Raw genomic sequence first — 257 nt, 5'->3', positions numbered from 1 at the left:
ATACCATATTTAAATGGCTTTTTAGGGAAATTATAATCACCTGTTGCGACAAAGATATAATCCGCGTGATATGTCTCTGTTGTCGTTGCAATCGTATAAAATGCATCATCTACAGATATATTTGTGACAACTGTATTTTCAAAGATATTCAGCTCGTAATGGTTGGCAACCACTTGTAAATATTCAGCATATGTTTCTCCGGAAATATGTTCTTCATTAAATGTAAATGCTGGTGAAGTATCCATGGAAATTGCATT

General features: G+C 33.5%; 1 protein-coding gene. It reads right to left on the bottom strand.

All coding sequences use genetic code 11. The features are described from left to right. Positions 1 to 245: NAD(P)-binding domain-containing protein (locus JQ863_RS19375; RefSeq protein ID WP_239113659.1), on the bottom strand; the 245-nt coding region annotated here is incomplete at its 3' end. Positions 246 to 257: the final 12 nt, after the last annotated feature.

The sequence above is a fragment of the Shimia biformata genome, from assembly GCF_016888515.1.
Classification (GTDB): Bacteria; Pseudomonadota; Alphaproteobacteria; order Rhodobacterales; family Rhodobacteraceae; genus Shimia_A; species Shimia_A biformata.
This window is presented reverse-complemented; position numbering and strand designations above follow the sequence as displayed.